The organism is Geobacillus subterraneus (assembly GCF_001618685.1).
In the GTDB taxonomy this organism is placed as follows: domain Bacteria; phylum Bacillota; class Bacilli; order Bacillales; family Anoxybacillaceae; genus Geobacillus; species Geobacillus subterraneus.
In genome coordinates this window covers 941,728-966,727 of the sequence record NZ_CP014342.1, presented here as the reverse complement: position 1 = coordinate 966,727, position 25,000 = coordinate 941,728, and the positions used below count along the sequence as shown (strand labels likewise).

24 protein-coding genes, 3 pseudogenes and 1 riboswitch are annotated in these 25,000 nt (G+C 55.0%); all 27 genes and pseudogenes read right to left on the bottom strand.

What is annotated here, in order from left to right; all coding sequences use genetic code 11:
• Positions 1 to 2: 2 nt before the first annotated feature.
• The 27 genes and pseudogenes from GS3922_RS04765 to GS3922_RS04645 all read right to left on the bottom strand — a co-directional run bounded on the left by GS3922_RS04765 (position 3) and on the right by GS3922_RS04645 (position 24,912).
• Positions 3 to 419: a bifunctional adenosylcobinamide kinase/adenosylcobinamide-phosphate guanylyltransferase gene (locus GS3922_RS04765; protein WP_063165425.1), complete on the bottom strand. Its 417-nt coding sequence runs from the start codon at positions 417 to 419 to the stop codon at positions 3 to 5.
• A complete protein-coding gene (locus tag GS3922_RS04760) occupies positions 353 to 1,003 on the bottom strand; it encodes a histidine phosphatase family protein (RefSeq protein WP_063165424.1) in 651 nt (216 codons plus the stop codon). The genes GS3922_RS04765 and GS3922_RS04760 overlap by 67 nt, the downstream gene beginning before the upstream one ends.
• Entirely contained in the window at positions 961 to 1,749 is a 789-nt protein-coding gene (locus tag GS3922_RS04755) for an adenosylcobinamide-GDP ribazoletransferase (protein WP_063165423.1), read from the bottom strand. The genes GS3922_RS04760 and GS3922_RS04755 overlap by 43 nt, the downstream gene beginning before the upstream one ends.
• Positions 1,746 to 2,303: a bifunctional adenosylcobinamide kinase/adenosylcobinamide-phosphate guanylyltransferase gene (locus GS3922_RS04750; protein WP_063165422.1), complete on the bottom strand. Its 558-nt coding sequence runs from the start codon at positions 2,301 to 2,303 to the stop codon at positions 1,746 to 1,748. Before GS3922_RS04750 ends, GS3922_RS04755 begins: the two co-directional genes overlap by 4 nt.
• Positions 2,300 to 3,370 (bottom strand): threonine-phosphate decarboxylase CobD, encoded by a 1,071-nt coding sequence (gene cobD, locus GS3922_RS04745; protein WP_063165421.1) that lies wholly within the window; start codon positions 3,368 to 3,370, stop codon positions 2,300 to 2,302. Before cobD ends, GS3922_RS04750 begins: the two co-directional genes overlap by 4 nt.
• Positions 3,327 to 4,298, bottom strand: a complete 972-nt coding sequence (gene cbiB, locus GS3922_RS04740) for an adenosylcobinamide-phosphate synthase CbiB (protein WP_063165420.1) — start codon at positions 4,296 to 4,298, stop codon at positions 3,327 to 3,329. Before cbiB ends, cobD begins: the two co-directional genes overlap by 44 nt.
• Positions 4,295 to 5,770 carry an adenosylcobinamide amidohydrolase gene (locus GS3922_RS04735; protein WP_063165419.1) on the bottom strand — a complete coding sequence of 492 codons (1,476 nt, stop codon included), beginning with the start codon at positions 5,768 to 5,770 and terminating at the stop codon, positions 4,295 to 4,297. The genes cbiB and GS3922_RS04735 overlap by 4 nt, the downstream gene beginning before the upstream one ends.
• Entirely contained in the window at positions 5,767 to 6,801 is a 1,035-nt protein-coding gene (locus GS3922_RS04730; RefSeq protein ID WP_089134980.1) for a FecCD family ABC transporter permease, read from the bottom strand. The genes GS3922_RS04735 and GS3922_RS04730 overlap by 4 nt, the downstream gene beginning before the upstream one ends.
• Positions 6,788 to 7,744: an ABC transporter substrate-binding protein gene (locus GS3922_RS04725; protein WP_063165417.1), complete on the bottom strand. Its 957-nt coding sequence runs from the start codon at positions 7,742 to 7,744 to the stop codon at positions 6,788 to 6,790. Before GS3922_RS04725 ends, GS3922_RS04730 begins: the two co-directional genes overlap by 14 nt.
• Positions 7,745 to 7,885: 141 nt before the next feature.
• A riboswitch (cobalamin riboswitch) is annotated at positions 7,886 to 8,084 on the bottom strand.
• Between the two features lie 83 nt (positions 8,085 to 8,167).
• Positions 8,168 to 8,635, bottom strand: coding sequence for an NUDIX hydrolase (locus GS3922_RS04720; RefSeq protein ID WP_369769992.1), 468 nt, complete (start codon positions 8,633 to 8,635; stop codon positions 8,168 to 8,170).
• Positions 8,636 to 8,757: 122 nt separating this feature from the next.
• Positions 8,758 to 9,166, bottom strand: a pseudogene (locus GS3922_RS18465) (IS982 family transposase); the annotation flags it as partial.
• Positions 9,167 to 9,270: 104 nt separating this feature from the next.
• Positions 9,271 to 9,576, bottom strand: a pseudogene (locus GS3922_RS18460) (PTS transporter subunit EIIC); the annotation flags it as partial.
• A 63-nt stretch (positions 9,577 to 9,639) separates the two neighbouring features.
• Positions 9,640 to 10,887: an RNA-guided endonuclease InsQ/TnpB family protein gene (locus GS3922_RS04710; RefSeq protein ID WP_063165415.1), complete on the bottom strand. Its 1,248-nt coding sequence runs from the start codon at positions 10,885 to 10,887 to the stop codon at positions 9,640 to 9,642.
• A 140-nt stretch (positions 10,888 to 11,027) separates the two neighbouring features.
• Positions 11,028 to 11,126, bottom strand: a pseudogene (locus GS3922_RS17055) (PTS transporter subunit EIIC); the annotation flags it as partial.
• A gap of 20 nt (positions 11,127 to 11,146) precedes the next feature.
• Positions 11,147 to 11,875, bottom strand: coding sequence for a GntR family transcriptional regulator (locus GS3922_RS04705; RefSeq protein ID WP_063165414.1), 729 nt, complete (start codon positions 11,873 to 11,875; stop codon positions 11,147 to 11,149).
• Positions 11,872 to 12,627, bottom strand: a complete 756-nt coding sequence (nagB, locus tag GS3922_RS04700) for a glucosamine-6-phosphate deaminase (RefSeq protein ID WP_063165413.1) — start codon at positions 12,625 to 12,627, stop codon at positions 11,872 to 11,874. Before nagB ends, GS3922_RS04705 begins: the two co-directional genes overlap by 4 nt.
• On the bottom strand, positions 12,614 to 13,831 hold the full coding sequence (gene nagA, locus GS3922_RS04695) for an N-acetylglucosamine-6-phosphate deacetylase (protein WP_063165412.1): 1,218 nt from the start codon (positions 13,829 to 13,831) through the stop codon (positions 12,614 to 12,616). The genes nagB and nagA overlap by 14 nt, the downstream gene beginning before the upstream one ends.
• Positions 13,832 to 13,948: 117 nt before the next feature.
• Positions 13,949 to 15,742: an ATP-binding protein gene (locus GS3922_RS04690; protein WP_063165411.1), complete on the bottom strand. Its 1,794-nt coding sequence runs from the start codon at positions 15,740 to 15,742 to the stop codon at positions 13,949 to 13,951.
• Entirely contained in the window at positions 15,742 to 16,467 is a 726-nt protein-coding gene (locus tag GS3922_RS04685) for a response regulator transcription factor (protein WP_063165410.1), read from the bottom strand. The genes GS3922_RS04690 and GS3922_RS04685 overlap by 1 nt, the downstream gene beginning before the upstream one ends.
• 96 nt (positions 16,468 to 16,563) lie before the next feature.
• Positions 16,564 to 17,751 (bottom strand): c-type cytochrome biogenesis protein CcsB, encoded by a 1,188-nt coding sequence (gene ccsB, locus GS3922_RS04680; protein WP_063165409.1) that lies wholly within the window; start codon positions 17,749 to 17,751, stop codon positions 16,564 to 16,566.
• Entirely contained in the window at positions 17,738 to 19,396 is a 1,659-nt protein-coding gene (locus GS3922_RS04675) for a cytochrome c biogenesis ResB family protein (RefSeq protein WP_063165408.1), read from the bottom strand. The genes ccsB and GS3922_RS04675 overlap by 14 nt, the downstream gene beginning before the upstream one ends.
• Positions 19,397 to 19,409: 13 nt before the next feature.
• On the bottom strand, positions 19,410 to 19,934 hold the full coding sequence (gene resA, locus GS3922_RS04670) for a thiol-disulfide oxidoreductase ResA (RefSeq protein ID WP_063165407.1): 525 nt from the start codon (positions 19,932 to 19,934) through the stop codon (positions 19,410 to 19,412).
• 144 nt (positions 19,935 to 20,078) lie between these two features.
• Positions 20,079 to 20,810, bottom strand: a complete 732-nt coding sequence (rluB, locus tag GS3922_RS04665) for a 23S rRNA pseudouridine(2605) synthase RluB (RefSeq protein WP_063165406.1) — start codon at positions 20,808 to 20,810, stop codon at positions 20,079 to 20,081.
• A 194-nt stretch (positions 20,811 to 21,004) separates the two neighbouring features.
• Complete coding sequence (locus GS3922_RS04660; RefSeq protein WP_063165405.1) at positions 21,005 to 21,538, bottom strand: spore maturation protein; 534 nt, start codon at positions 21,536 to 21,538, stop codon at positions 21,005 to 21,007.
• Positions 21,538 to 22,134: a nucleoside recognition domain-containing protein gene (locus GS3922_RS04655; protein WP_063165404.1), complete on the bottom strand. Its 597-nt coding sequence runs from the start codon at positions 22,132 to 22,134 to the stop codon at positions 21,538 to 21,540. The genes GS3922_RS04660 and GS3922_RS04655 overlap by 1 nt, the downstream gene beginning before the upstream one ends.
• Positions 22,127 to 23,272 (bottom strand): D-alanyl-D-alanine carboxypeptidase family protein, encoded by a 1,146-nt coding sequence (locus GS3922_RS04650; protein ID WP_063165403.1) that lies wholly within the window; start codon positions 23,270 to 23,272, stop codon positions 22,127 to 22,129. Before GS3922_RS04650 ends, GS3922_RS04655 begins: the two co-directional genes overlap by 8 nt.
• Positions 23,273 to 23,607: 335 nt before the next feature.
• On the bottom strand, positions 23,608 to 24,912 hold the full coding sequence (locus GS3922_RS04645; protein ID WP_063165402.1) for a superoxide dismutase: 1,305 nt from the start codon (positions 24,910 to 24,912) through the stop codon (positions 23,608 to 23,610).
• Positions 24,913 to 25,000 lie beyond the last annotated feature (88 nt).

The window sequence follows — 25,000 nt, the reverse complement described above, 5'->3', positions numbered from 1 at the left end:
CCTTATTTTAATCGTTCTGCCAGCCCGCACCAAATTCGGTCGACGCGGCAGCATATGGCGGCCAGCCGCTGATAGCATATCCCGACCGCGTCGCGCCAACGCCGATCCTCTCGAGCGGTCGGAACGACGCCTTGCGTTACGTCTGTCCCGACCCAGACAACCGTGCGGCCGGCCACTTCGTCTTCCCATTGCTTCCAAGCGCAGAAAAATCGCTCCCATTCTTCGGCATCCGGGAAGCGGCGAATGGCGGCTTCGAGCCCATCAAAGACGACTGTTTTCGCCGTCTTGATGCCGTCCGGCAGCCCGTATGGCTCTTGATAGCCGTCATGCCATACCATATGAACACCATCGCTTATTCCGTACCGTTCCCGCACCCATTTTCGTTTTCCTTGAAACGCACCGCCGACAACGAAATGCATCGCTCTCCCCCTTTCCAGCGCTCGAGCGTGGAATCGAGCGTATACCCGCCGGCAAACGGCACATCCCATTCCCAAAACGGACGCGAAACCGGCGCATATTGCTCGAGCATGAAGCGAATTGGGCCGCCGTGGGTGATGACGGCGATATGGCGGGCGCCGCTTCGCTCAGCCAAAGCGATCGTCTCCGCGAGCGCCTGTGTGATGCGCGCCTGAAAACCGGCATAGCTTTCCCCGCCGGGCGGCGCTATGGAAAACGGCGCCTCAAGCCATTGGCGGTACGCCGGTTCTTCAGCCAATTCGGCAAACGTTTTTCCTTCCCAAACGCCAAACGACAGCTCGCGCCACCCGCTTGTCCACCAGTCCGCCGGGCGGCCGCCGAACAACAAAACCGCCGTCTCCTGGCAGCGGCAAAGATCGCTTGAAACAACCCGGTCAACCGCCATAGGCAGCTTTGGCTTTAGGTGGCGGAGCCGAACGCGCTCAGCGGCAGCCAGCGGCGCATCCGTCCAGCCGATATACGCCCGTTGGCGGTTCAACTCTGTCATCCCATGACGGATGAGTGTAATAGCCAAACGACGCCCCATAACAGCGTCTCCCCTCCTTCAATGAGCGCTCCGAGCACATCACCGGTGACGCCGCCGAACTGTTTTTCCGCCCATGGCCTGGTCGCTAGCGCCAAAAGCGCCATTGCCATAACGAGCGCAGCACTGATCCATACGGGGACGCCCCCGATCGACGAAAGAAGCGAAAGGGAGAAGAATGCGAGCACAAGCGACCAGACGGCATCGCGCCATGAACTATATTCGCGCACCGATGCCGCCATTCCTGTCGGTTTCACCAGCTTGCCGACGCAAAGCAACCAGGCGGCCCCTGTCCGCGACAACAGCGGCACGGCAACAAACAACATCGGCGGAATCCCCGCCGCAATCGCCTCATACAAAAACAGCCAACGAAACGACAATAAACAGACGAGCGACAAGACGGCAAAGGCGCCGACGCGCGAATCGGACATAATCTCCTGCCGCCGTTTGGCGTCGCGATACGAGAAAAAGGCGTCGCTCACATCCATCCAACCGTCGGCGTGCAGCCCGCCGGCCATCCAAATGCCAAGCCAAAGAATGAGAAGCGCCAGAAAAGCCGGCGAGCCGAACGAAAATAGAAAACATAAAGCATATGCTCCCGCAGCCAGCGCCCCGATCGCCGCCCCCGCAAGCGGCATGAAGCGCACAAGCCAACGGACATGAAGGGCATTCCATTCAATAGAGCGCCGAATCGGAATGACGGTAAACAGCTGCAGCGCCAACAGCCAACCGTTCCACATCTGCTTCATTGCGGCCACCGCCCTTTTCTCACCCGAACGAGGCCGCATTCAACGACTGCGGCGGCTGCCGCTTCCGCGACCAGCTGTTGATGAAGCCACCCGAGCGTTTTCATATAGTGAAACGTGCCAGGATCAGCCGGTACGCCGCCGGAAAACAGCTCGTTTGAAACGATGACAACGGCTCGGCAGGCATCCGCTAAGCGCCGCACGTCATCGAGCAGCCGGCGGGCGATGGCGAATGACGTCTCCTCCGTTCGCCAGCTGTCGCCGCTAAACAGCTCGTTCGCCAGCCACACGGTTAAGCAATCGATGAGCGCAACGTCGGAAGGATGAAGCGACCGGGCAAGTCGGCCGAGGCGTGCCGGCGCTTCCCACACCGTCCAATGCGTTCCGCTGGCAGTGCGCCGCTCTTGATGGCGGCGGATGCGCGCCGCCATTTCTGCATCCGCCGCCCGTGCAGTAGCGAGATAATGGAGCCGGCCGCCGTGGGCGAGACACCTAGCGCACGCTTCCGCCGCTTCGCTTTTGCCGCTGCGCACCGCACCGCTCACAAACACGATCATCCATCCCACCCCATCAAGGCTTCGAGAAGCCGGTCGTTTTCGGTCTGTGTTTTGACCGCCAGCCGCACGTAGCGGCCGTCAAGCCCTGGGAAATTCATCGTATGCCGGGGTACAATCCCTTTCTTTAATAAATGGAAGAGCAGCGCCTCCGTCCGCCCTGACCGCGGACGAAGCAAGTAAAAGTTGACGACCGACGGCGAGACGTCATACCGTCCGGCAGGAAGCATACGAAACACCCGCTCCCGCTCGGCAGCCAGCCGCTCTTTTGTCCACTCTACAAACGGCTCCATTTGCAAAAAGCGGATTGCCAGCTGCTGGGCGACTTGGCTTGCGCTCCATGGCGGTTGCCGCGTTTTTAACGCGGCAACGATCTCCTCATTGGCAACGACATAGCCGAGGCGCACCCCTGCTAAATGATGGATTTTCGTCAATGATCGGAGCACAATGAGACGCGGGTGGCGGTCCAGCCAGCGCACGGCGGTAAACCCGCCGCACCAAAACGGATAAAACGCTTCATCGACAACGATATACGTACCGGCTTGGCCGGCCGCATCAATAAACGACCGAAGTGCATGCTCCGGCACCGCCGTCCCGGTCGGATTGTTCGGATGGCATAAAAACACGATGTCCCGCCCCGCCGCCCACGCTGCCGCCTCTTCCATATCATAGGAGAAGCCGCGTTCTTCCGCGGCCATAAACGCCGCTACCTCGCAACCGTAGGCGAGGCAGGCGCGCCGATACTCAGAAAACGTCGGCTCCAACACGCCGACCCGCCGGCCGGCAAACAAGGCCGCCAACAAATAAATCGCCTCAGCCGCTCCATTCGTCATGAGCACTTGCCCACGCTCAATCCCTTCCTGCCTGGCGATCAGCGCCACGAGCGCTTCCGCTTCTAAGTCAGGATACTCACTAGCCCAGCGGATCCACTCTTTGCTGTTCGGCCAGGCGGAAGGCGGCAGCCGGTACGGGTTCGTATTGACGCTGAAATCAATGTACTCAGCTGGAGGCGTAAGTCCGCACCGCTTATAAAGCGCGTGTGGATTCGCCCCATGCGCCGGCCAATGCAATGATCATCCCCCCGATCCATAGCAGCAGCGTAAAAGCGAGCACCGTCCCGGCCATGATGCCGACCGCTCGGCGAATATGAACAGAGCGAAGCGAGACGTCCGGGTCTCCGAGCGTCGGCCGCTCGGAGACGATGCCGCCGTATGTGTTTGTCCCGCCCAGCTGAACACCGAGCAATCCAGCCATCGCAGCCTCAAGCCAGCCGCTGTTGGGGCTCGGATGGCGCCGGGCGTCGCGAAATAACACGGCCAAAGAGCGGCGGAGGCGGCGGCCGCCGTAGGCAAAAACCATTACGAGTGCCGTCAGCCGCGCCGGAATATAGTTCAGCACATCGTCGAGCCGGGCGGCCGCCCAGCCAAATTCGCGATACTTCTCGTTTTTGTAGCCGATCATCGAATCGCACGTGTTCACCGCCCGATACAATAAGGCGAGCGGGGCGCCGCCAATGGCTGCGTAAAAGAGCGGGGCGGTAATGCCGTCGCTCGTGTTTTCCGCCACCGTCTCCACGCAGGCGCGGGTGATGCCGGCTTCATCGAGCCGTTCGGTATCGCGGCCAACGATCATCGACAGCGCGCGGCGCGCCTCCGGAAGATCGCCCGCTTCAAGCGGCCGGCGCACATCCTCAGCCGCCTCAGCAAGGCTTTTTGTCGCAATGGCTGTAAAAATCAGCACTGCTTCGACCGCTGCGCCAATGTATACTGATAAGGCGTAGCCGATATGAACGATGAGCGCAGACAATCCATAGACGACAGCCAGCACGGCGGCCACGGCCGCCACTCCTTTAGCCCGGCGGCCGCCTCCTTGATTCCAACGCCGATCAAAATAGGCGATGAGCGCTCCCATCCCGCGCACCGGATGCGGCAGCCAGCGCGGGTCGCCAAACAGCGCATCAAGAAACAATGCCAACGTCAACGCCGCCAGATGGGTCATCGTTTTCCCCTCCGCCACTCATAGCGGTCGAGCGCCTCGGCCGTCGCCTCATACACAAGCCGGCCGAGCGCGCGGCCAAGCTCGGTCGCCGTCCCGGCATAAGCGAACGTCCGTCCGGTTTGCGTCGCCGCCACTGCGAGCGAATCAGTCGACGTTCCGGTGGCGGCCGTTCCCGTTTCCGGGTCGTACACCGAGCGGTCGGCCAGCGCTTTCGTCTTCGCCTCCGTCGCTGTCATCACCGCCTGAACGAACGCCGCCTCAGTCAGCGTCCCGTCGATGACGACGACCATATTGATCGTCCCCGGCTTCGCCACAATCGGCTGATGCTGCCACGCCCGGGCGGCGTCAACCGCATTGCCGACGCCGGCCGTCACCATGACCGCAACCGAAAACGCTTCCCCATCTTTCTGACGCCAGACGGCATCGCGCACATCGACGGCGGTCATCATGCCGATCGTCCGGGCAACGGGAAATCCGTGCTGTTCCAAATAACGCCGCATGTCTCCTTCCGCATCGCGGCAATCGTAGTCCAAGCCGACATGGCGGTTGACGAAATGGGTCGCCCATTGAAACCCGCCACCGACAAGCGCTGAGGATAACACGCGCAGGGGGGTGCGAGCGGCGAGAACGACAGCGTCATCGAGAAAAGACGGGCGCATCCCGCCGATGGACGGCGCTTTCTCGCGTTGATGTTGCGGCACAAACGAAAACATCGGCTTCGCTGCCGCCGGGTGTGCTTGGCGCACGACCGGGGCGGCAAACACGTCATTCAGCAGCTCCGGCGTCATGACGTCCGCCGGCGCGCCGAGCGCGGCTGTTTTTCCTTCTTTTAAAACGAGCACTCGATCGCAATACAGGCTGGCAACGCTCATGTCGTGAAAGACAGCGACCACCGTCAAGCCGCGTGCGCGCGCGGCTTGGGCGAGCTGGTCAAGAAGACGAACTTGCCCGCTTATATCCATATGGTTGGTCGGCTCATCCAACAAGAGCAGCTGCGGCTCTTGGGCAAGCGCCCGAGCCAAATAAGCCCGCTGCCGCTCGCCGCCGCTTAACCGCTCGAGCGGCACATCGATTTTGCCGGCCAAACCGACAGCGGCAAGCGCCTCTTGAACGGCGGTTTCATCCTCTGCCGTCCACGTCGGAAACAAGCCATGCTGATGGGCGTAGCGGCCGAGCGCCACCGTTTCTCTCACCATATAGCCGTGCGCCGTTTCCGCCGTTTGCGGCAAAACGGCGGCCAACCGCGCCCATTGCTTGGCCGACAGCTCGGAAAGCGGCCGACCGCTTATGGCAATCTCGCCGCTTGCAAGCGGAAGCTCTTTGCTGATCAATTTGAGCAGTGTCGTCTTCCCGCTCCCGTTCGGCCCCAAAATGCCGAACAGCTCCCCTTTTTCAACGGAAAACGTCACGCCGTCAAGCACTTGTTTCTGTCCGTACCGATGCGATACGGCACGCACGTCGAGCATGGTCATCCCATCTTTCGTTTCGTTTTTCGGAAAAATAGGGCGGCAAACAGCGGGGCGCCGATGAGCGATGTAATGACGCCGATCGGCAGCTCGCGCGGCTCAATGATCGTCCGTGCCGCCACATCGGCAAGCACAAGAAACGCTCCGCCGTACAAGAGCGACAGCGGCAAAAGCACCCGATAGTTCGGCCCGCACACAAGCCGGACCATGTGTGGAACGACAAGCCCGACAAAGCCGATCGTTCCCGACACCGACACTGCCGCGCCGGTGAGCAGCGCGGCCGCCGTTAAAATGATGATTTTGCGGCGTGTCACATCGACGCCGACGTGAAGCGCCGCCGCCTCGCCGAACGCGAACGCGTTCAGTTCGCGGCCGTTGGCGATAAGCGTTGCCGCACCAACGAGAAAAAACGGCAACAATAGCCCGCTATACTTCCATCCGCGCATCGCCACGCTCCCCATCAGCCAGGAGATGATTTGCCGCAGCTCCTCGCCCGTCAAGGCGATCATGAGCGAAATGAAGGCGCTGAAAAAGGCGCCGAAAATAATGCCGGCTAAAATGATCGTCTCGACCGACATTCGTCGTTCAACCATGCGGGTGAACGTCAAGACAGCGGCAAGTGTCGCCATGCCGCATAAAACGCTCACGATCGGCAGCGTAAACGTGCCGAGCAGCGGCCATTGCCAGCCGAGAAAAATAACGAGCACCGCCCCGACGGACGCGCCGGACGAGACGCCGAGCGTATACGGGTCGGCGAGCGCGTTTTTCAACAATCCTTGAAACGCCGCTCCGGCCAGCGCCAAGGAAGCCCCGACCAAAAAGGCAAGCACCACGCGCGGCAGGCGAATCGCCATCACAATCGGCACCCAATCCGCCGGAATGCCGGCTGGAAGCGGCATCCCGAACCATTCGGCGGCGAGAATGCCGATAATAGAAGAAAAGGGAATCGACAGCGACCCGGTCGATATCCCCACGAGCAGTGAAAAGACAGCCGCAGCAGCGGCCACGATATATATCCACGTTTTACTTAAACACATCCGGGTAAATGGCTTTGGCAAGTTCCTCGACCCCTTCGACAAGACGCGGACCCGGCCGGCTCACTAGGTCGGTGTTGACATCATACACCCGCTTGTTTTTCACGGCCAGCACGTCCTTCCAAGCGGCGCGCTCAAGCACTTGTTTCGCCCCGCCGTATGTCGTGATGATGACATCCGGCTTGTATGCGACCGCTTGTTCCTCGGTCACCATCGGCCAGCCTTCTAAGCTGCCGGCAACATTTTTAGCAGAAATTACCTTTAGCATCTCGTCCATAAACGTTCCTTTGCCGGTCGTATACAGTTGCGGCGGCGGCGACACTTCAATCCAGACATTCGCCTGCTTGTCAGCCGGAATTTGTTTGGCTTTTTCCTTCACCTCCGCCAGTTTCGCCTTCATGTCATTGATGACTTGCTCCGCTTTGTCCGCCGTTCCGGTCGCCTTGCCGATGAGTTCAATCGACGCATACACATCGTTAAACGACGCGGCGTTATGGACAACGAGCACGGTGATGCCGGCGTCTTTCAATTGCTGCAGGCCGTCCTTCGAGTTATGGGCGCTTGATGCGTGAGCGAGAACAAGATCCGGCTTCAGAGAAATAATTTTCTCGACGTTAAATTCCATGCCGCCGATTTTCGTTTTCGTTTTCACATCCTCTGGATAATTGTCAAAATCGCTGACGCCGACGATTTTCTCGCCAAGTCCCAACGCGTAGGCGATTTCCGTATTGCTTGGAATGAGCGAGACGATTTTTTGCGGTTCTGCTTTGATCGTCACCTCTTCCCCAAGCCCGTCTTTCACCGTCACCGGAAACGCCGTTTGTTCCGTTTTCGGTTCTTCTTTTTTCGCAGGCTCGGTGCTGCCATTCGCCCCGCCGCAGCCGACGAGCACGGCGGCCAAAAGGAAGAACACCGCCACCACCGCCGGCCATGTCCAACGTTTCATCCGTCATTCCCCCTTCAGTGATGTATGTACAATAAAAAACGCCCATTCCGCCTAAATCTGGGAATGAGCGCGAAACAGACCGCCAATGGGCACAACAATGCCCTGTACGACTGTTTCCGCGTCTCACCCCCCGAAGATTCGGAAACTGCGGCAAGCAAGGCAGGTCTACTGGCTCATGCTTCATCCTACTCTGAAGCCTTCCCGTACGGAAAACAGCGCAAGCCATCTGTCCGTACAGTGGCGATTTCATTTCGTCCGCATTGACAGTTGCGGGGACAGCTCCGGATTCCCACCGGATTCCCTATTAAGCCGTTTCGGCACCTTGCTGCGAGTTGATGAATTTGTCGGATATGGACATTTTTATAATAATGCAGCGTTTAGCATTTGACAACTATGAATTTACAGCAGGTTGGAGGGAAGTCGTCACCTTCCCACTCTTGCAGACAATCGAGATGGATTCATAACCCATGTTTCATACGGAACAGAGCATTCCCTTTTCATCGCATCGAGCACCCGCGATTTCAAATGCGGCCATGTCACATATTCATCAATATTCGACTCATCGATCAACACAAACTTCGCCTTTTGAATTTCCTCAGGCTGGGGAGAAACGTTTCCTTTCACATATGTCGCTTTAAATACAATGTTTATGATATTTTTAGTTTCATTGTAATACACGCCGCTGACCCCGATGAGACGGATGTCAACGCCAGTCTCTTCATACACCTCGCGATGAACGGCCCGATCGAGCGGCTCGCCTGGTTCAACTTGTCCGCCCGGCATTTCCCACGTATCGGAGCGGTCATAGCTTTTAACAAGTAAAACCTCTCCCGTGTCATTCGTAATATAGGCTGAAACGGTGATAATGGCTTGTTGGTGTTTATCCATCAAGCTCTCCTCCTACATCGCGGAATGATCCTAGCCCTCTCCTGCAGAAAAAAAGCAGCTGCCCCATCTATACTGCCATCTTGAAAAAAATAAGGAAAATCCGTGGTGCTAGTTGAACATTAACGCCTCACGTGATGACACAGCGCAAGAGGGACAAGATCTCCACAACAGCATAGGCATGATGTTGTCCGTGCCTCGCTAGTTGGTGACGGATCTATTAGAAAAACTCTATTTAACGGAAAAACGGAGCAACCGACAACAACAGTTATATCGAGAGCGTTCAGGGAACATCTCCCTAGTGAATAAGTTTCCAATGACATACTGATACCCTGCTCGTTCCGAAGTAAAACAAAACAACTTTCCAAGAATATGAATGGCGATTATGACCCATTTCCTTGCTTTAACAAATGACGATTTCAGCGCTACAATACATTTAGAGCCGCCAGACAGTTGCGCTGATACCAAGAACAAGATCGCCGTATATTGCTTTTGAATTTCCGCTTGATCCGTTGTAAAATGAAGACGCTCTTGTATGGGATTTCTCCTTTCTAATGTTAGGTGAGCACTTTCATTTTAAAAGGAGATTTTCATACAAGGACTATTTTTATGCTCGTCTGATTTTATCTAGCACCACGGGTAATGCCGTAGTTTAAGAAAAAGTCAATCGCCCCGGCCGAGAACGTAAACCCGTGGTGGATGTCAAGCATTGTCGCCACTGCGAGCGACAAGCCGGTCAACACGGCATGGACAACGTAGAGCAATGGCGATAAAAACATGAATAGAAACTCAATTGGCTCCGTAATCCCGGTTAAAAACGACGTCAACGCCACGCCAAGGAGCGCGCCGGCGACCGCTTTGCGACGCTCTTTTTTCGCCGCCGCGATCATCGCCAGCGCTGCCGCGGGCAGGCCAAACATCATGATCGGGAAGAAGCCGGCCGTGAACTACCCCCATTTAATTTTCTAGCGAAAATTTGAAGTGGGGGCTTCCAAAGAAGTTTGACTGCTTCAAGCAATCCTTATTCTTTGAGGCGTGTCCACTTCGCCGCTAGAGCATAAGACACTCAGGTCTACAGCTTTACTTTTCTTTAAGATGTTTAATGCGCCATTGACATCCGCATTAATTAGTTTGCCAGACTTTGTTCGATACAAGCCGCGCTTAATACGTTTGCCGCTGAACTTATATTCTTTTGGATTGTCGGCATTATATTCAGGAATCTCATCGCCGTCAAAAAAGCTGGCTTGAGACGTATATGATTCTTCCTGTTTCAAGAATTCAATGCCGTAAAATTCACAAAGATATTCTAGTTTTTCTTTTATGTTACCGAGAGGAATATTGACAAAGTTTTGATTTGTCTTTTTTCCTAGATTAATATTGCGTTGTAATGTTTCCGCATAGCCAATGACAAGTTTGCCAATTTGATTTTCAATACAGTAGTTAATGATGTAACGGCAAGTCTTGTTGATATAATCATTCACTTTATTATTGCGATTCATAGCAAGCAACGCCTGTTTACGAGTCGTGCCTTTGATTTTTTGCTTATCTTTCATGCTTTGAAGTCTGGCATTTTCTTTGTTAAACCATTGATTTATACTTTTTAATCTCCGCCCATCAATGATGAATGATCTGCCGTCTGATGTGACACAAGTGGCAAGATTGTTTAATCCTAAATCAATGGCCAGTGCTTTTTGGTCATTTAATTCTCTTTGATCTTCAGGCATTTCATATTTGTACTGAATCTCAAAGAACCTGGCATGATGCTTAGGAATGATTTCAATCTGCTTAATCTTTTTGTCCAGTAACACAGGCGGAATCGTTATCGTGATAGGCTTGTGAGTCTTTTTAAATAGGCGAGAATACGGTATCGTGAATTTGTTGCCGTCTATACGAATCTGGCCAATGATCAGTGAATGAAAGCCATCTTTTTTAAGATATTTTGGAATACTGATAGCCTTGTGGTCATATTTTCCTTGTTTGGCAAGACTGATCAAACCAAAGAAAGATTTAAAGGCTTCATTGACCTTTTTTAAAATTTGCTGTGCCATGTTGCTGTTTAACAGCTTATAGTTTTCGTTAGTTTTTGCAAGATGATCGTTTTTCTCATAATTAAGAAATTCCTTGTGTTCAAAATAGTATTGTCTGACATTGTACAATCCGACGTTGTACATGTTCTTGGCAATATGGCACAGTTCTCGAAGAGTCAAGTATTCTTCTTTGGTCAAACCATTTAGCTGTTGTTTGATACAAAAATACATGTTTTCACCTCCCATCTAACTATATGATACTATATTTTACTGAATCTATCCTATTTTCAGCAAAATATAGTTAAGGCGATTCATCTCCCACTTACTCCGCTTCGCTTCGTTGAAGTGGGAGTCTTCTCGCCTAATTAAGATAAATCAGGCTGGCCGAGCCGAAGCAACAATCCAGCCGCCGGCAAAACAGCAATCGGCAGCATTAACGCTTTTCCGAGACGCTGCAAAAATCCTAACATAACCATTCATTCCTCCCTTTTTATTTTCGCCGTTCCATTTCAACAATGAATTTGTACCGATCACCGCGGTACACCGATTTGACGACTTCGAGCGGCCGGCCGTCATCAAGGTATGTGCGGCGCTCAAGCAGCAGCACCGGCGCCCCTTCTTTCACCTGCAAATGCTCGGCTTCCAGCTTGCGGGCGACAGATGCTTCCAGTGTTTGAACAGCAGAACCGATGATCATCCCTTTTTCTTTTTCGATAAATTCATAGACGGAACCGCTTACAACATCACGCGTCAGCCCGAGAACAAGATGGACGGGAATGTAGAGCGTCTCCAGCGCCATCGGCGAACCGTCGGCTAAACGGAGGCGGCGAATTTCGTAAAGAGCGTCCCCTTCCTTAACAGCGAGCCATTCAGCCAGTTTCCCGGAAGCCGGCACCGTTTCAAAGCCAAGAACGATGGTGTCCGGCTCCATGCCGCGCGCCCGCATATCTTCGGAAAAGCTCGTCAGTCCTTTCAACGGCTGCTCGATTTTTTCCGCCGCGACAAACGTCCCTTTTCCGCGCCGGCGAATGAGGTAGCCGTCGTTGACCAAATTGTTGACCGCCTGGCGAACGGTCATCCGGCTAATATGATACGTTTCCGCCAACTCGCGCTCCGACGGGATCATCTCCCCCGGCTGCCACTCCCCTTTTTCAATTTTCTCCTTCATATACTGCTCGAGCTGGTAGTAGATTGGTACAGGGGATTGTTTATCAATCATGGAACATCCACCTGCCGTTGTTCCTTCGGAATGAGTGACAGCGCCTTTTGGTCGGCGATGATCGTCACGTCCGGATGGAGGTGAAGCGCCGAAGCCGGCAGCTCGGGCGAAACGATGCCTTCGAACAGCCGAGCGAGCGCCGCAGCTTTTTCCTCCCCTGATGCCAACAGCACGATGCGGCGGCTCCGCAAAATGGTCGCGATCCCCATCGTAATGGCGTAATGCGGCACGTCATCCAGCGACGGGAAAAAGCGGGCGTTCGCTTCGCGCGTCGAGGCGGCCAGTTCAACGACATGGGTCGTCGACGAAAACGGCGTCCCCGGCTCGTTAAAGCCGATATGGCCGTTGCGGCCGATGCCTAAGAGCTGTAAATCAATGCCGCCTAGCGCATCAATCAGCTGCTCATAGCGCCGGCACTCCTCACCTAAATCAGCGGCCAAGCCGTCCGGCACGTGCGTCTCGTGAAGCGGGATGTCCAATTGGGCAAACAAGTGGTGATTCATATAATGGCGATAGCTGTTCGGATGATCTGGGCCGAGCCCGACATACTCATCTAAATTCACCGTGCGCACGAGCCGGTACGATGTTCCGTGCTGCCGATGATCGGCAGCAAGTTCACGGTACACGCCAAGCACCGTCGAACCGGTTGCTAACCCGAGAACCGCCGTCGGTTTTTCCTTGACTTGTTCGATAATCATTCTCGCCGCCTGGCGGCTCATGTCCGCATAATCCGCAGCCTCAATGAGCTTCATGGCCGTCCCTCCCTGCCCCTTGTGTTTTCCTTTGTTTCCGGTAAGCGAGCGCGCCGCGACAAAACGTCATCGCTACCTCGTATTGTTCGTCAAGCACGACGACATCGGCGTCTTTGCCCGGCCGCAGACTCCCTTTCCGGTCAAGGACGCAGAGTTGTTTCGCCGGATTCCAACTCGCCATGCGGATCACTTCTTCGAGGGTGCAGCCGGTGCAGTCGATCACACGGCGAAGGGCATCAGCAAGCTTTAACACACTTCCCGCCAACGTGCCGTCGGCAAGCCGCGCCTCCCCGCCGCAGACTTCCACCTCTTGGCCGCCGAGATCATACTTCCCATCGCCGAGACATTTCGCCCGCATGGCGTCGGTGATTAAGATAAGCCCCTCGCTTCCTTTATTCCGGTAAGCGAAGCGAACCATCGGCGGCGCAACGTGCAACCCGTCGGCGATCAGCTCGCACATCACTTCTTCAAACATAAGCACCGCACCGGCGACACCCGGTTCACGGTGATGGATGCCGCGCATCCCATTGAACAGGTGGGTCGCATGCGTCACCCCTGCATGGACCGCCGCTTTCACCTCGTCGTAAACGGCGTCGGAATGGCCGATCGAGGCGACGACCCCCGTTTTCTTTAAATAAGCGACAAGATCAAGCCCCCCGTCCCGCTCCGGGGCGAGCGTCACAAGGCGGATATGGCCACGGGCAGCTTCTTGCCAACGCCGAAACAGCGAAACGTCCGGGTCGGCGAGATGACGCGGGTGCTGCGCCCCGGCGCGCTTTGGCGACAAAAACGGCCCTTCCAAATGAACGCCGAGCACTTCAGCCGCCCCCGGGCCGTTCGCCTGCTCCATATAGCGCGCTACGTTCATAAGCGCCGCTTCGATTTGTTCGCTTGGCGCCGTCATTGTCGTCGCCAGGAAGCTTGTTGTTCCTTCCGCCGGCAAGGCGTTAGCCATCGCATGGAGCGCTGACGGCGTCGCATCCATCACATCCGCCCCGGCTGCTCCGTGAATGTGAACATCAATTAATCCTGGTATGACGGAAAATCGTGAAGAAAGCTCGATCACTTCCGCCTCAATATCGGTTGGACATCGTGACATCGGACCGATATCAGCCACTTTCTCTCCTTCGATCAACACATATCCTTGGTCCATTTTCCTTGTTTCCGCATACACGACAGCGTTTTTTAACAGCCGCCGTTTCATAGCCATCCCTCTCTTTCTATGATGATCATAACATCATATGTTCTAGTTGTCTAGACCACTAAAAATGAGAAGTATCAAAAAAAAAAAGAGGCGTCCATCCGCCCCCCCTGAACGGCGCTACGCCCTTTTCGGTTCGCGGGCCGGCAAATAAAACGAAAATGTCGTTCCTTCGTTCCGTTTGCTATGAACGGTAATGAGCCCTTTATGCGCTTCAACGATGTTTTTAGCGATAGCCAAGCCGAGTCCGGTGCCTGAGCGGCCGCGCGTCCGCGCTTTATCGGCTTTGTAAAACCGTTCAAACACAAACGGCAAATCTTCCTCCGGAATGCCGGAACCGGAGTCTTGGACGTGAATCGTTACGCCGTCGCCGCTTCGCTCGATAATCAGACGGACCGTGCCGCCCGCCTCCGTATGGCGAATGGCGTTATCGATCAAGTTCGTTAACACCTGTTCGATCCGGTCTGGATCGATTGCGATTTCGATGTTCTCGTCGCGAAACTCGGCCGTCAGCTCGATTTGCTTTTCTTTCGCCAGCCCGTAAAACTTGCGGATCACCCGCTCCACGTAAGGGACAAGCTCGACCCGCTCATATTGCAGCTCGATATGGCCCGCCTCCATGCGGGCGAGGTCCAACAAATCGTTAACAAGGCGGCCCATGCGCAGCGACTCGTCGTAAATGACTTTCGCCATCTCTTTCTTCTCTTCCTCACTGGCGGCGATGTCGTCGATGATCGCCTCGCTGTAGCCTTGCAGCATGGCGATCGGCGTGCGCAGCTCGTGCGAGACGTTGGCAATGAAATCTTTGCGCAGCTTATCAAGCCGCCGCTCTTCGGTCATGTCGCGCAAAACGGCGACCGCGCCGCGCACCATCGTTTTTCCGTATAATGGCGTCATTAAAATGACCCATGTCCGCCCTTGCATCGTCACCTCGGTCGATTGCTCCTTTTCCTCGCGGACGACGCGGGCGAACAGTTCTTTTACCTGCGGCGGCAGCGGCGCTATCGTTTCCGCGTCGTTTCCTTGCTCGAAATACCACGCCTGCAAAAACCGCTCCGCCGGCGGGTTCGTAATTAAAATTTCCCCGTCGCGGCTAAACGTAATCACGCCGTCGGCCATGCTGCTTAAAATGCTGGCGAGCTGTTCTTTTTCCTGGTTTAAGGCGTTGATGTTAAACTGCAGACGCCGTCCCATTTGGTTGAACGCCATCGCCAGCCCACCGATCTCATCGTTCGTTAAAATCGGCACTTTCATATCGAAATGGCCCCGCGCCATTTCGAACGCGGCTTGGCGCATTTTCCGGAGCGGAGCGGTGATGCGCGTCGACAAGAAAAAGGCAAAAAACGTCGTCATGACAATGGCGATAAACGCGGCGAGAAAAATTAACTCTTTCGTCCGCTCCGTCGCGTCGGCGATCGCCTCGAGCGACTGATAGATAAACACAGCTCCTCGGCTGCCATCCGGCATCGACATCGGCACGCCGACAATGATCATATCACGGGGCAGCTTTTCTTTTGGATGCCGCTCCAGCATATACAAACGCTTTTTCACCGTTTTCCCATCTGTCAGCACACGCCGCAAGTCCCGATCTTGGCGGATCGACGACAGTGGCATATTATCCAAACCAGCATCGCCAGGCGAATACCAATAGTGCGACTCATCGGCGACGATGACGGCTTTCGTTCGATTGTCCACAAGCGTCCAAGCGATCGAGCGGGCAAGCTGCTCATCGCGGTAATCGTGCATCACCTCGGCCACTTTTGTCGCCAGGCGGGTCAAGTCGTTTTCCGCTTCCTGCACATAATAATCTTCCAAAAATTTAATAAGCAAAATGCTTAAAATAAACAGCACGCACGAAACGAGCAGCAAAATCGTAAACCATAGCTTCCCGACGACACTGCGAAACAGCCACATCAGTCGCTCACTGCCTCAAACTTGTAGCCGACGCCCCAGACGGTGACGATCATTTTTCCCGCCTGCGGCGACGCTTTATTCAACTTTTCGCGCAACCGTTTAATGTGGGTGTCGACCGTGCGCAAGTCGCCGAAAAATTCGTAATGCCATACTTCCTTCAACAGCTGTTCGCGGTCGAACACTTTGTCGGGCGAGCGGGCCAGAAAGAGAAGCAGCTCATATTCTTTCGGCGTTAAGCTGACTTCCTTGCCGTCGACCGTCACCCGGTGGGCATCGTTGTCAATCGTCAAATGCGGAAACACAAGCACGTCTTTCGCCGTCGTCTCCACCGGCGCGTAGGCGGCATTCGCTGCGCGGCGCAACAGCGCTTTTACGCGCAGCACGACTTCGCGCGGACTGAACGGCTTGACGATATAATCATCGGTGCCGACTTCAAACCCTTGAACGCGGTTTGATTCTTCGCCTTTCGCCGTCAGCATCATAATCGGCGTCGCTTTTTGCTCGCGAATTTCTTTGCACACCTCAATTCCATCTTTGCCCGGCAGCATTAAATCGAGCAAAATGACGTCGTAGTCGTTCGCCAGCGCTTTCTCAAGCGCTTCATTGCCATCGCCGGCTTCGTCGATCGCATAGTTTTCCCGTTCCAAGTACATTTTCAAGAGTCGACGGATGCGTTCTTCATCATCGACCACTAAAATGCGGATCGGCTTTTCTTGTTTTTCCATGCCAAATACCCTCCCTTACAAGATGGAAACAGTCTCCACTTTCTAGTTTACTGAAAAAACGGATGCCCGCCAATAGGGCATCCGTTTGCCTTGCGATCATGTCCCGGCATATGAGTGCAGCCCCGCGATGACGAGGTTGACCGCCACTAAGTTAAACATAATAATGGCAAAGCCGATGACGGCGAGCCATGCCGACTTTTCACCATGCCAGCCTTTTGACAAACGAAGGTGCAAAAAGGCGGCGTAAAACAGCCAGGTGATGAGCGCCCATACTTCTTTCGGATCCCAGCCCCAAAAACGCGTCCAAGCAATTTGCGCCCAAATCATGGCAAAAATGAGCGCCCCGAGCGTAAACACCGGGAATCCGATCGCTACAGCTCGATAGCAAATTTCATCGGTTAAATCCAAATTGACGTTTTTCACAAGCGGCTGCAGCGCCGCTGCGATGCGTTTGCGCAATGCGAGGCGAAGCGCGATGTACAAGACCGCCCCCGCCATCAACGACCAAATGACGGTATTCAACTTTTTCGCGTTAATGATCGCCGGCATCTCAACAAGCGGCTTCATGCGGCCGGCGCTGTCTTTGGCGAGCTCGCCCTCATGCGGCCCGACGAGCGCCGGCATATGGTACTCGACTTCCGCTGGTTGATCGTTCTTGTCAATCCACGAAAATTTCGCCTCATACCCAGAAAGCCCGAACGCTGTCGAAACGATGACGAAACCGAGCGTGGTTACTAAGCAAAACATGACGGCTTCGAGCCAAAACGTGCGCTTCGACGGTTTCGACTGGTCGACGACACGGATCAAATAAATGAGTCCGGCGACAAAGCTGATGGCCAAAATCGCCTCCCCGGCCGCCGCAGTCGTGACGTGGATGTGCAGCCAATCGCTTTGCAAGGCGGGAATGAGCGGCGAAATTTCCCGCGGAAACATGCTCGCATAGGCGATAAGGAGCAACGCGACCGGCAGCGCAAACAGGCCGAGCACGCTCAACCGGTAAATGAAATAAACAATGATAAAAGCAGCGACAAGCATCATGCCGAAAAACGTTATAAACTCGAACAAATTGCTCACCGGAGCATGCCCGGCAGCGATCCAGCGCGTGATGAAATACCCGACCTGGGTGAGAAAACCGATGATCGTCACGGCAATGCCAAGCTGCGACCAGCGGTCTTTTCCTTGCCGCTCCTTCCGTTTGTCGCGAATGGCGCCGCCGAAAAGAAACGTGCCAATCAAATAGAAAACGAACGAAATATATAGCAATGTGCTGCTAAGCTGTGCCATGCGCTTGTCCTCCTTGTCCGGCTTTTTTCTCTTCCTCGAGCCGATCGGCCGGCATCGTTAAGCCGGTGCCGTCAAGCAGGCGGCGCAGCTCGTTTTTCAAGCCGAACCAGTTTTTATTCGTATGTGCGGCGATCCATAATTCGCCGTTCACCCGCTGCACCCAAATACGGCGGTGATTCCAATACATTCCTTGGATGAGCCCGATCATGAAAATCGCGCCGCCCACCCCTAAAATCCAAAGCGTGAAATCGCGGCGGACGGTCAAGCCAGAGACGTTGCGCGTCTCAAGCCCCGCAAACGCCATTTTATATTTGTTGTCGCCAAACGGTTCGATCGTTTGTTGGATGGCGACGAAACTGACTTCCCCTTCCGGTCGATCCGGCGCATACATTTTAAAGACGAACGCCGGATTGTTCGGCACGCGCGATTTTGTCGACGGGTTGCCGTCTTCGTCAAACTCAAAGTCAGGAAAATAGCTTAATAGCTCGACGCGATACCCCCGTCCGAGGTCGTACGTTTCTTTTGGATCGTACAAGTCGATCGCTACCGTGCCGAACGTTTTTCCCGACTGTTTATCCGCCAGTTGGAACGACATCGTTTTCGGCTCGTTCAGCCGGAAATCGACTTGATAGAGTGCGTAATGGTTGAATTTCAGCGGTTCGTTGACGCGAATCGAATATTCTTTCACCTTTTCGAGCTTCGGTTTGGCGCCGGCGACTGTCGGGTCGACGCGCTTATACAAGACGACATTTGTCTGATAGTTTTCCGCAATCATGCCATCGCCGACACGGTCGATGGCGGCATTAAACACTTCATTGTCTTCGCCTTTTTTGTACGTGTCAAAAATAAACTTTTCACTTTTTAAAAAGTACTGGCCGTCAGTCCCTGGGATTTCTTTCGTTTCCCCTTCGCGAATCCACATCACCTCATCAATGTACATGCCCGGCACCGAGCGAAGCATGGCCCCGATTAAGAAGATGATCAGGCCAACATGGTTCACATACGGTCCCCAGCGGGAAAAGCGCCCTTTTTCGGCGAGCAGATGGCCGCCTTCTTCGCGGATGCGGTATCGTTGCTTGGCGAGCCGCTCTTTCAGCAGAGCGACCGCCTTGTCCATATCGCCGACGCGCGAAACGCCAAACAGCCGCTGCCGCTCTAAAAAGCGCGGATGGCGCTTCACCCCTTGCCGCTTCAAGGCGCGGTAAAGTGGAACGACCCGGTCCAAGCTGCAAATGACAAGCGAAACGCCGATTAAGGCGATGAGCAAAATGTACCACCATGAGCCGTACAAGTTGTTAAAGCCGAGCTCATAATACAGCTTCCCTGCCCAACCGTACTGCTCTTCGTAGTATTCAGCCGGATTCACGTTCGGCGGGATATACATTTCTTGCGGAAAAATCGTACCGACGGCCGAAGCGATGAGCGTGATGACGATGAGCGCCACCCCGACTTTGACCGACGAGAAAAACGCCCAAATTTGGTCGACGATCGTTCGGTTGTACGTTTGTGACCGGCGCGCGCTTCCTTCGTAGCGCATGTCCAAAATCAGTTTTTCTCCCAAATCGGCAAGCGGCTTGCCGCACGACTCACAAAACGCCGTGCCGTGCGGATTGACATGGCCGCATTCGCATTTGACGTGTTCCATGGCGCAAAACTCCTTACGGTTTGATGCTTTCCAAATGGCGCTGAATGTCTGCTTTTGTCATCGCGCCGGTGATGATTTTCTTCACTTCGCCGTTTTTGTCAATCAAAAACGTGGTTGGCAGCGGCCCGACGTTATAGGCGTTCAACACTTGATCTTGACGGTCGATCACAATCGGAAATGTCAGGCCGAACCGTTCCGCGAACTTTTCAACGCTCAACTTCGGTTCACCGACATTGACAGCCAAAATTTCAACCCCTTGTTTTTTGTAAACCGGGTACAGCTCGTTCATATACGGCATCTCCCGCTCGCACGGCTTGCACCACGTTCCCCAAAAGTTCAAAAAAACGCCTTTGCCGCGATAGTCTGAGAGACGGTGTTCACGCCCTTTTAAGTCAGCGAGCACAAAATCGGGCGCTGTGGAGCCGACAGCGACCGCCTTTTTCTCGGTGAAAAAATTGGCGTAAATCGTATAGCCGAGCGCAGCCAGCAGCACGAGCAAAATCGCTGTCCTCATCACTAAGCGCTGTTGTTTTTTCATCGCTCAACCCCCTTCAGTTTCTCTTCCCCCTGCGGCCGATGCCGCAGGGGCCGACGTGGCAGTTCATAATCTCCCATTTTCCATTATAGCAAAGTCCCTCGCTCGTTTATGCGCAAGGATATGAACGTTATGTGACAATCTTCGTCATTTTCTTCCCCCGGATTGGGCGATCGCGCGCAGCAGCTTCACTTCATGCGGCGTCAGCTCGCGGTATTCGCCGGGGCGCAGCCCTTTCAAATCGAGAAACGCGTACCGCTCCCGCTTCAGCTTCAGCACCTCGCAGCCGATCGCCTCAAACATGCGGCGCACTTGCCGATTGCGCCCTTCATGAATGCGGATTTCGACAATCGCCGTCCGCTTTTTCCGATCAGCTGAGAGCAGTTTCACTTTTGCTGGCGCCGTCATGCCGTCTTCCAACAGCACCCCTTTCTCGAGCTGTTTCAGCTGCTCGCGCGTCGGGATGCCTTTCACTTTAGCGACGTACACCTTCTCGATCTCATAGCGCGGATGCATCAGCAAATTGGCAAAATCGCCGTCATTCGTCAACAAGAGCAGGCCGGACGTATCGTAGTCAAGCCGCCCGACCGGGTAAATGCGCTGGTGGAGATCCTTAAAAAAGTCGGTCACCACTTTGCGCCCTTTCTCATCTTTGACGCTCGAGATGACGCCGCGCGGCTTATAGAGCAAATAATAGACCGGCTCCTCGCGCTCGACCGGGATGCCGTCGACTTCCACATCGTCGCTCGGTCCGACTTTGACGCCGAGTTCGGTGACGACGCGGCCATTGACTTTCACCCGCCCTTGCAAAATCATTTCTTCCGCCTTGCGCCTTGATGCGATGCCGGCGCGGGCAATCACTTTTTGCAACCGTTCCATTTGCTTCTCACCTCTTTCATCATCTTACCCTTTCCGTTAGACAGATACAAGCATGCCGCTTTTATTTTTATCATCTCGAGCCGGACATCCCCCCATTTCCAAGCGCGAGCACAGGCCGGGAACGCTCAACGGATCGGCAAGCGTCTCTCAAACAAAAACCCGCCGGATGGCGGGAAAACAAAAAAAGGACGCGGTCAGCGCCCGAATACAAGCAAGACGATGAAAAAGGAGACGATAAAGCTAAGAATGTCCGCCAAAACGCCGACTTTTAACGCGTCGCCCATTTTTTTGACGCCGACGGCGCCAAAATAGACGGTGAGCACATAAAGCGTCGTCTCGGTGCTGCCTTGGATTGTGGAAGCGAGGCGTCCGATAAACGAGTCGGGGCCGTATGTGGCAATTAAATCGGTCGTCATGCCGAGCGCAGCCGTGCCGGAAATCGTGCGAATCGCGGCGAGCGGAACGACTTCGGCCGGCAGCCCGATGGCCGCAGCGAGCGGCTTGATCGTCGCCATCAGCGCCTCAAGCGCCCCGGATGCACGAAAAATGGCGACTGATACTAACATGCCGACTAAATATGGAATGAGCGAAAACGCAATTTCGATCCCTTCTTTGCCGCCTTCGACAAACGCCTCGTACGTCGGCACTTTTTTCACCGTGCCATAGAGCAAAATCAAGGCGATGAGCCCCGGAATGAGCCAAACTGAAAGAAGCTGGACGATGGCCATCATGGCTTCCTGCCTTTCCGCATCCGTTTCCAATAATAATACCGGTCAATCAATACCGCCCCGATCGTCGAAACCGTCGAGGCGACGACTGTCGTGCCGATAATTTCGCCTGGCGACGCCGAACCGTACGTCATCCGAATCGAGATGACCGTCGCCGGAATGAGGGTAATGCTTGACGTATTAATGGCTAAAAACGTCACCATCGACCGGCTCGCCTCGTCGCTGTCGCCGTTGAGCCGCTTCAGCTGCTCCATCGCTTTAATGCCCATCGGCGTCGCTGCATTGCCAAGGCCGAACATATTGGCGACCATATTCGAGACGATGTAGCCGAGCGCCGGATGGCCGGGCGGCACTTCCGGGAACAGGCGGCGCACAATGGGCATGAACAGGCGCGCGACTTTATGAAGCAAGCCAGCCCGCTCAGCGATCGCCATCAATCCAAGCCAAAATACTAAAATGCTGATCATGCCGATGCTGATCGTCACCGCTTCTTTGGCGCTTTCGAACACCGCCTTGTTCACTTCCTCCATCGTGCCGTTGGCCGCAGCAAAGGCGATGCCGATGACCGCCATCATCACCCAAATGAGGTTAACCATCGCCTCTCACACCTAAAAACCGAAATACTTGCCAAAAGAACCCCCGGCTGCTTTTGCCTTTCTCCGGCTCATAAAAAATCGGCACTTCATCAACCGCCTGTTTGTTCAAATAAAGCACCGCTTTTCCAACTACGGTCGGCGCGCGGCTTGGGGTTTCCTTCCATTCAGCGCGCGGCTTCAACAAATATACTTTCACCCGCAGCTCTCCCGTCTCCTGTTCGGTCACCGGATATTGCAAATCGCGGGCTGCCCGCAGCCGCCCCCTGTAAAACGGGTCGGAAATTTTCTTCACGACCCGCTCGCCGCGGACTTTTGCGATATGGTAGTTGGAAAACCCGTACTCATACATGGCGATATGATCGTTCCAGTCGTCCGGAGCGTCCAACGTCACCGCGATCAAATCGACCCCATCTTTCGACGCCGTTGTCACAAGCGTGCGGTGCGCCCGCTTCGTATAGCCGGTTTTGCCGCCGGTGCAATATTCGTAAAGGCTTGTTAGCAGCTTATTTTTATTCCGCCATACACGCGCCCCGTCTTCACCAGGCGGGGCAGGAGCGCGGTATACTTTTGTTCCGGAAATGCGGCGAAACTCTTCATTTTTCATCGCATATTGCATCAACAGCGCCATGTCGTAAGCGGTCGAATAATGGTTTTCCGCATCATCCAACCCGTGCGGATTGGCAAATTCCGTATCGCGCATCCCAATTTCAGCCGCCTTTTCGTTCATTAAAAACACAAACCCCTCGACACTGCCGCCGACGTGTTCAGCGATGGCGACCGCGGCGTCATTGCCGGAACGAAGCATCAGTCCGTACACGAGATCGCGCAGCTTCATTTTCTCCCCTTGGCGCAAGTAAATTGACGACCCTTCCGTCCGGACGGCGCGGGCGCTGACCGTCACTGTATCATCAAGCTTCCCGGACTCAATCGCCAAAATGGCGGTCATAATTTTCGTAATGCTGGCGATACGCCGTTTTGTATAGGCGTCTTTTGCAAACAAAATCCGCCCGGAATGTTGCTCTATTAAAATCGCGCTTTTCGCGCTCACCCCGTCCATGGCGTGCAGCTGCCCCGGAACACAGAATGTGATCCCCGCAATGAGCGCAATGAGCCAAACGAGCCGCTTCCACCTCTTCATCCGATATCGGCGAGGATCCCCCTCCTTCGGCAAACAGGGAGGAATCGCCTGTTCCTCCTTTCCAATTAGGCTGAAATGAGCGCAGCAGAGGAAACTCCGCAACGGAAACAGGCTGGGCATGGGAACCATGCTTTGTACAAGTGTATGCGCCGCTCGGACAAATATGATGAAAAAATATGGCCGTAGAAGCGTTCGCAGGCTTCCGCCAGATGAAGGATGGGACTACACGTGCAACACCTAGAGCAAACCGCATCGCGTTTTCGGCAAAAACGCCCTCCTAGACAAGGAGCCGGCTTTTACCCCTCAAAAAAACAGGCGGGGGTCCCCCCGCCTGTTTAAAATGGCTGCCAGCGCAGCTTCCGCGCTTCATTGAAGCGCGCTTCAACGTTGCGCCAATTGACGACGTTCCACCAATGTTCGATATACGCCGCCCGATCGTTTTTATATTGCAAGTAGTACGCATGCTCCCATACATCCAGCACAAGAAGCGGAATCGTATCCCATTGCGTCATGAGCTGGTGTTTTTCCGCCTGCAAAATTTCGAGCCGATGCGCCCGCGGCGCCCAAACGAGCAGCGCCCAGCCAACCCCTTCGGCGCTTTTCGCCGCTTCGGTGAAGTGGCGCCGGAATGCGGCAAAGCTGCCGAAGTCGCGTTCTATTTGCGCCCGTAGCTCCCCGCGCGGCTCGCCGCCGCCTTCCGGGTGCATGTTATACCAAAAAATGGTGTGCAAATAGTGGCCGGAACCGTTGAATGCCGCCTCCCGCTCCCAATGTTTCAACAGTTCAAAATTGTTCGTACGGCGCGCCTCAGCCATCATGCGCTCCGCCTTGTTCAGGCCGTCGACGTAGCTTTGATGATGCTTCGTATGGTGGAGACGCATAATTTCTTCGGAAATATGAGGCTCAAGCGCATTGTAGCTGTACGGCAGCGGCGGCAGCACATGCTTGCCAGGCGGGATCGGCCGCTGCCGTTCACCATCGGCCTCGCCTTCCTCTTGCCGCTGCTCTTCGTCAATCGTCTTTTCCTTGTGCAACTGCCCGCCATCAGCGGAATCCGCCGATGAGGATGCAATCGGCTCCGCCCGTTCCGCCGCCGCGGCCGGCTCTTGTTCGGTATCTCCCCCGTGTGTGACGATCTCCTCGACGCTTGGTTCTCCGCCGCCTTCCTGCTCAAGCAAAACGGCTGCTTCTTCCCGCCGCGGCGAGTTTTCCTCCTGTCCGCCGGCTACTGGTTCGACAAGGCGAACGGCTCGAACATACACATCGTCAACAAGGCGTTGCAGTTGACCAATCTCCTCCTCCGTCCACTCGCCGTCGTGTTCTTCAATGCGCGCCAACAAAGAAGAAAGGCCGATGTCATCCGCCGCTCCGCGCGCGGATAGGGCGTGCTCCATTTGTCTCCCCCACTCAGCCGCTTCGATGGCATAATGGCGAAGCGCAGCGGCGTACACGTCATCCACAAGGCGCGTGAGTTCGCGGATTGCCTCTTCCGTCCACGCTCCGTCATGTTCGGCGATAAACTTCAGCAGCGCCGAAGCGCCATCAGTGCTTGCCCCGCGCAGCGCCAGCACCTGCTTGACCTGTTCTCCCCATTCGTTCACCTCAGCCGCATACCGGGCGAATAACGTTTGGTCGTCCATTTGGTAAAAACCTCCTCCTGCTTTTTTCGCCATATCGTATGCCGGCCTGGGAAAATCGTTCTTGTCCGCATTCACCCAAATTCCTAAC

What these genes read in the sequence shown, in the direction of transcription:
- cbiB (WP_063165420.1), bottom strand. Translation starts at nt 4,298, where the DNA reads ATGACCCATCTGGCGGCGTTGACGTTGGCATTGTTTCTTGATGCGCTG.
- GS3922_RS04750 (WP_063165422.1), bottom strand. Translation starts at nt 2,303, where the DNA reads ATGATCGTGTTTGTGAGCGGTGCGGTGCGCAGCGGCAAAAGCGAAGCG.
- GS3922_RS04730 (WP_089134980.1), bottom strand. Translation starts at nt 6,801, where the DNA reads ATGTGTTTAAGTAAAACGTGGATATATATCGTGGCCGCTGCTGCGGCT.
- nagA (WP_063165412.1), bottom strand. Translation starts at nt 13,831, where the DNA reads ATGAAACGGCGGCTGTTAAAAAACGCTGTCGTGTATGCGGAAACAAGG.
- GS3922_RS04710 (WP_063165415.1), bottom strand. Translation starts at nt 10,887, where the DNA reads ATGTATTTTTGTATCAAACAACAGCTAAATGGTTTGACCAAAGAAGAA.
- resA (WP_063165407.1), bottom strand. Translation starts at nt 19,934, where the DNA reads ATGAAAAAACAACAGCGCTTAGTGATGAGGACAGCGATTTTGCTCGTG.
- GS3922_RS04690 (WP_063165411.1), bottom strand. Translation starts at nt 15,742, where the DNA reads ATGTGGCTGTTTCGCAGTGTCGTCGGGAAGCTATGGTTTACGATTTTG.
- GS3922_RS04675 (WP_063165408.1), bottom strand. Translation starts at nt 19,396, where the DNA reads ATGGAACACGTCAAATGCGAATGCGGCCATGTCAATCCGCACGGCACG.
- GS3922_RS04685 (WP_063165410.1), bottom strand. Translation starts at nt 16,467, where the DNA reads ATGGAAAAACAAGAAAAGCCGATCCGCATTTTAGTGGTCGATGATGAA.
- GS3922_RS04725 (WP_063165417.1), bottom strand. Translation starts at nt 7,744, where the DNA reads ATGAAACGTTGGACATGGCCGGCGGTGGTGGCGGTGTTCTTCCTTTTG.
- GS3922_RS04735 (WP_063165419.1), bottom strand. Translation starts at nt 5,770, where the DNA reads ATGACCATGCTCGACGTGCGTGCCGTATCGCATCGGTACGGACAGAAA.
- GS3922_RS04650 (WP_063165403.1), bottom strand. Translation starts at nt 23,272, where the DNA reads ATGAAGAGGTGGAAGCGGCTCGTTTGGCTCATTGCGCTCATTGCGGGG.
- GS3922_RS04755 (WP_063165423.1), bottom strand. Translation starts at nt 1,749, where the DNA reads ATGAAGCAGATGTGGAACGGTTGGCTGTTGGCGCTGCAGCTGTTTACC.
- ccsB (WP_063165409.1), bottom strand. Translation starts at nt 17,751, where the DNA reads ATGGCACAGCTTAGCAGCACATTGCTATATATTTCGTTCGTTTTCTAT.
- GS3922_RS04760 (WP_063165424.1), bottom strand. Translation starts at nt 1,003, where the DNA reads ATGGGGCGTCGTTTGGCTATTACACTCATCCGTCATGGGATGACAGAG.
- rluB (WP_063165406.1), bottom strand. Translation starts at nt 20,810, where the DNA reads ATGGAACGGTTGCAAAAAGTGATTGCCCGCGCCGGCATCGCATCAAGG.
- GS3922_RS04655 (WP_063165404.1), bottom strand. Translation starts at nt 22,134, where the DNA reads ATGGTTAACCTCATTTGGGTGATGATGGCGGTCATCGGCATCGCCTTT.
- GS3922_RS04660 (WP_063165405.1), bottom strand. Translation starts at nt 21,538, where the DNA reads ATGGCCATCGTCCAGCTTCTTTCAGTTTGGCTCATTCCGGGGCTCATC.
- GS3922_RS04645 (WP_063165402.1), bottom strand. Translation starts at nt 24,912, where the DNA reads ATGGACGACCAAACGTTATTCGCCCGGTATGCGGCTGAGGTGAACGAA.
- GS3922_RS04705 (WP_063165414.1), bottom strand. Translation starts at nt 11,875, where the DNA reads ATGATTGATAAACAATCCCCTGTACCAATCTACTACCAGCTCGAGCAG.
- GS3922_RS04765 (WP_063165425.1), bottom strand. Translation starts at nt 419, where the DNA reads ATGCATTTCGTTGTCGGCGGTGCGTTTCAAGGAAAACGAAAATGGGTG.
- nagB (WP_063165413.1), bottom strand. Translation starts at nt 12,627, where the DNA reads ATGAAGCTCATTGAGGCTGCGGATTATGCGGACATGAGCCGCCAGGCG.